This is a genomic window from Sporosalibacterium faouarense, from assembly GCF_016765695.1.
Classification (GTDB): Bacteria; Bacillota; Clostridia; order Tissierellales; family VENL01; genus Sporosalibacterium; species Sporosalibacterium faouarense.
Genome location: NZ_JAETGO010000087.1, coordinates 1 through 4,649 on the forward strand (window position 1 = coordinate 1; position 4,649 = coordinate 4,649).

5 protein-coding genes are annotated in these 4,649 nt (G+C 30.7%); 1 reads left to right on the top strand and 4 read right to left on the bottom strand.

Annotation, left to right across the window (positions count from 1 at the left end; genetic code table 11):
• Window positions 1–521 precede the first annotated feature (521 nt).
• Entirely contained in the window at window positions 522–1,058 is a 537-nt protein-coding gene (gene yyaC / locus JMO20_RS16325; RefSeq protein ID WP_202710775.1) for a spore protease YyaC, read from the top strand.
• Here yyaC and JMO20_RS16330 read toward each other — a convergent pair.
• The 4 genes from JMO20_RS16330 to JMO20_RS16345 form a co-directional block, all read right to left on the bottom strand.
• Window positions 1,055–2,575 (bottom strand): S-layer homology domain-containing protein, encoded by a 1,521-nt coding sequence (locus JMO20_RS16330; protein ID WP_202710776.1) that lies wholly within the window; start codon window positions 2,573–2,575, stop codon window positions 1,055–1,057. The genes yyaC and JMO20_RS16330 overlap by 4 nt on opposite strands.
• 153 nt (window positions 2,576–2,728) lie before the next feature.
• Window positions 2,729–3,082, bottom strand: a complete 354-nt coding sequence (locus tag JMO20_RS16335) for a hypothetical protein (RefSeq protein WP_202710777.1) — start codon at window positions 3,080–3,082, stop codon at window positions 2,729–2,731.
• Complete coding sequence (locus JMO20_RS16340; RefSeq protein ID WP_202710778.1) at window positions 3,075–3,584, bottom strand: DUF6036 family nucleotidyltransferase; 510 nt, start codon at window positions 3,582–3,584, stop codon at window positions 3,075–3,077. Before JMO20_RS16340 ends, JMO20_RS16335 begins: the two co-directional genes overlap by 8 nt.
• 135 nt (window positions 3,585–3,719) lie before the next feature.
• Entirely contained in the window at window positions 3,720–4,526 is an 807-nt protein-coding gene (locus tag JMO20_RS16345; protein WP_202710779.1) for a tyrosine-protein phosphatase, read from the bottom strand.
• Window positions 4,527–4,649: the final 123 nt, after the last annotated feature.

The window sequence follows — 4,649 nt, forward strand, 5'->3', positions numbered from 1 at the left end:
TTGGTAGCGCATCTGGTTTGGGACCAGAGGGCCGCGGGTTCAAATCCTGCCACCCCGACCAAAAATAAAGAACCTTAGTCATTGTTATATGACTGAGGTTCTTTTGTTATTTATATTTAAAACACAAAAATAGAAGCCCCAATAAGATACTTTCTTATCAGGACTCCCATTTTCCTACATAAATTGTATCAAGGCATGTAGGCTTGCAAAATTAGTATTGCCTAAAATCTATAAACTTATCATAATAACCACAGTTAAAAATGTCAGAGCTATAGTAAAAAGCGAATAATAGAATCTTTTTTCATACATATTAAAAATTCCCCTTCCTATTGTGAATAATATTTATAGTATTTGCCTAATTTCTTAGTTTATTCATTAAGGAAATTGCATATTTCCAAATTAAATATGTCTTTACAAGATTTCGTAAAATTTTAATATGCAATTTTATCTAAAAGTCCTCCACAAATCTAAGTAATATTCCTTATAAATAATTCATATATTTCATAGAGGGGGGATTTCACTTGAATAATTTTGATGAAACTTTAGTGCATTATAAAAATAATTTATCCTCACATATACTTAGGGAAAATTTAAAGCCCTTCTTTAATGAAGATACTATTATTGTTTGTATAGGAACCGATAAATGTATCGGTGATTGTTTAGGTCCTTTAGTTGGAACTTTGCTCAAAAAGAAAAAGTTCCCTAATTTAATATACGGCACTTTAAATGATCCTATCCATGCTGTAAATATTAAGGAGAAAATAGGTTATATAAAAAGAATTCATCCTTCAAATCCTGTTATAGCAATAGATGCTTGCCTTGGAGAGGAGGATAATGTTGGAAATATACAAATAAGAAATAGCCCTATATTTCCAGGCAAAGGTGTCGGTAAAAAACTACCTTCAATTGGAGATGTATCGGTTATAGGTATTATTGATACTATGAACGATTACAGTGGTCTATCTCTTCATAGTATCCGTCTATCCTTGGTCATGGAAATGGCAGAAGTTATAGTGAATGGTTTATGCTTAGCAAGAGATAAAAAAGAGAGTACTTAATTTGTACTCTCATCTTTGTCTATCTTTTCAATTATTTCAACCATTATCTTACTAGCTTCTGCTTTAGTTATGTATTCATTTGGCTTGAACATACCATTTTTCCCTTCAAGAATACCCATTTCTTTAGCAAATTTTACAGCCTTAATAGCATTTAATGAAATCTCATCTACATCATCATAATCCAAATAATCTTTTATAGACTCTTCAGTAGAAGCAGATTGCTCGTATTCACCATCTACACTTTTATCATCGTCCTTATTCGTAACATCTTTCTCAGAAATGCTGTCCTCTTTAGACTCTTTCTTTTCATCCATATATTTAAATGCTTTTTCTATTATAATTGCCATCTCTTCTCTAGTGATACTCTCTTGAGGATTAAACAAATGGAATTCATGGTTACCAGTAATAATATTAGCTTTACTTATAGCTTTGACATATTCCTTGGCCCAAGGTGAAATAAGAACAGAGTCATTATAAGTTAAATCAAACCCCTCAGAATCTAAGCTCAATGCTTTAGCTAATAAAATACTCATAGATTCATTGCTTATAGGTTGATCTGGATAATAATTGCCATCTGAACTACCACTAATGACATTCATTTCACTAAGCTTAACTATATAATCCTTAGCCCAAGATCTACTTATATCATCAAAGGGATAGATTGTCCCAACTTTTTTCACCCAATTTCCTGCTACCCATCCTTTTAAACTAGTAGTCCTGTCTATAACTTTATACCAATAACGACCATCAGCTAACTCTGGCCCTTCTATTACTTCCACAACCGTTCCATCAATATAGTGACCATTTATTTCTCCACCTGGAGTATTTCTTACAGTTAAATTGTTCCCTACCTCTACTTCAAGAAGATCCCCTTGATAATACTCTCTAATATCACCATAATGCACTGGTTGAGGTGTTTCTATATGTATATCTCTATCTGGAGTTCCTGTTTGAGGTAGTAAGCTAGTGTCCACTGGCGTTATCTTCTGCCCGTACTCTTCTTCTGCTACGGCATATACCAATTCTTGATATGTATTAATTTTCTTCCCTGTGTTTGGATTGTTTACTGACGCCCAACCATTATATGCCCAAATAGCAAAGTACCAATTTTCTAAGATATTTGGATCCATATTTCCGATTGACCCATAGTTATTCCATTTTGAAAGAAGTATATCAGCGCTTACCTCGATATTATATTCAATATCATATTTAAGCCTATTTGAATCATAGTATCCAGATCTATTATATATCTGCATAAGCCCTATTTCACCCATAGAACCCCTAAATACACTGCCATCTGGTTTAAACTGCTGATACAAGCTTTCTACCCTTGCTATTGATTTTAGTATAACGCTTGGAATTCCTTTTTCTCTAGCTATTTCTTCAATTTTCTTTTCAATTTCTTCTCTCGGTGGATTTATTTTTTGTGTACTTGCATATGTAGTATTATTAAAAATAAAAATAAGTGCTATTGAAATACTCAGAGTAATAGACATGACTTTCCTCAGTAACTTCATCATGTAACATCCTTTCTTTAGTAATTTAAATAATTTCATCTCCATTATTGGAAAAGAATGGCTTTTAAATGCGTACTTATATACATTTTATAATATTTTTTTATTAAAGTATATAACTTATATGAATTTTAATATGGTAAAATGTGACTATTTTCAGTTCCAGTAATGGGTCCCTAACAATAGATTCACTAATTTTATCTTTTCATGTAAATCATCATCATTGTCTCTGTTTGATCTTATACTGTCATCAATGCCCCCTAGTTCGAAGCCATATGCCCATAGTTCCCAAATAAACTTTCTAATGTCCGAATTTTCTTCTTTTAGTTTTGACATTTCATTAATTAATATTGCGATTTTAAAATATTCATCCTTATTTGATTCTTTTAGCTGATTATATAATTTTATATCGGATAGAGCCTCAATCTCCTTTCCCAGCCTATATCTATAACTGTCAGATTTATTAATGTCTAAGTAATTCTTAAGATTTTTGCAAAATTGTCTATACATCAAATCTCTCCTTGAATAATTTAACATTCTTGTTAAAAATCTTTAATACTCGCTGACTAATATTATTTCTTCCCCTTATTGAATTAATTAAGCTTAATATAATTGTTTTATTAGCATTATCAATAAGTATTGAAATATCCTCAATATCTTTTTCAGAATATCTCCCTATTTTACTAAGAATTATGTCTTCTTTTGATAAAACAAATATGTTTTTAAAACCTTTTATTTTAATAGCTCTTTCTTTGAAATCTAACGGTATCGTGGTAAGGTAAATATCTAACATATCAAATCTATCAAACATTTTAAATAATCTTCCAATAATTGCGCTATATTCCATATCTAAAAAGTCAATATCTGTTGTTGCTCTATTAAGGTATCCTGCAACTATACAGCCAGAGCCCCCGACTAAGTATATTGGAGGATAATCAATGTTTTTCATTGTAGCAAAATCATCCATATCCTGTAATATTGTTAATAAGATTTCTCTGTTTTTATTTTCCATATTCAGTCTCCTAAGATTTATATTATATATAATTTTATCATAATATTTATTAAGTATTCAATTAGGCATAAAAATGGCATAAAAGCAGCTAGTATTAACTACTTCCATGCCATTAATCAATAAATATTTATTTCATTATAAACTAACTCTCTTTATTTGATTCAAAAAATACGATGTGAGTGTTTTAAACCTTCCTTTTTCAACATACCTCTTAGGCTCTTCTATATCAATTGGCTTATCATCCAATACCAACTGTGCATTTGTATTTTTTATCTCTTCAAATTTTTCTTCTCCCACTTTACGCTTTAAAATCCTCATTCCCTTATCGATAATATTAAAATCTAATTTTGAAGAGTGAATATCATTACCTAAAAAGTGTATCATATTATGTTCTACCAAAATCTCAGCTGTTTCCCTAACTTTACTTCCATATTGACCTACTAAGCTACCTAGATTGAGCTGAGCAAGTACTCCCATATTAATAAAGTCATATAAAATATTGGGATTCTCTACTATCTTCTCATTTCTTTCTGGGTGGGCAATTATAGGTACTATACCCCTTAATTTTAATTCATATATAATATCCTTGGCGTATGTTGGAATATCCATCATGGGAAATTCCATTAATAAATATCTTGAATTATTTAAAGTTGTTATTGCCTTGTCTTCCAATAAAGTAATAATATTAGGGCATATATATACCTCATTACCAAGATATACTTTAAAATTAAGATCATTTTCCTTCAAATATATATTTAACTCAATAAGAGTCTTCATATTTTCCTCAAAATTTCTATTATATACTCCTTCGAAATAATGGGGGGTGGCTATTAATTCTTTAACTCCGAGTTCTTCTACTTTCTTTATAATTTCAAGAGATTCCACAAAACTTTCAGCCCCATCATCAGTTTCGGGCAAAATATGACTATGTAAATCTATCATTCTTTTACCTTCTTTCTAAATCTTTTTAAGTGAACTCGTTCTGCTAAAGCAGAACATTGAGGCTTCAGATGGAGACTCTACTCCACCTGAAGAGAAATCTTCTCTCCCACTTATAGAAGTGGG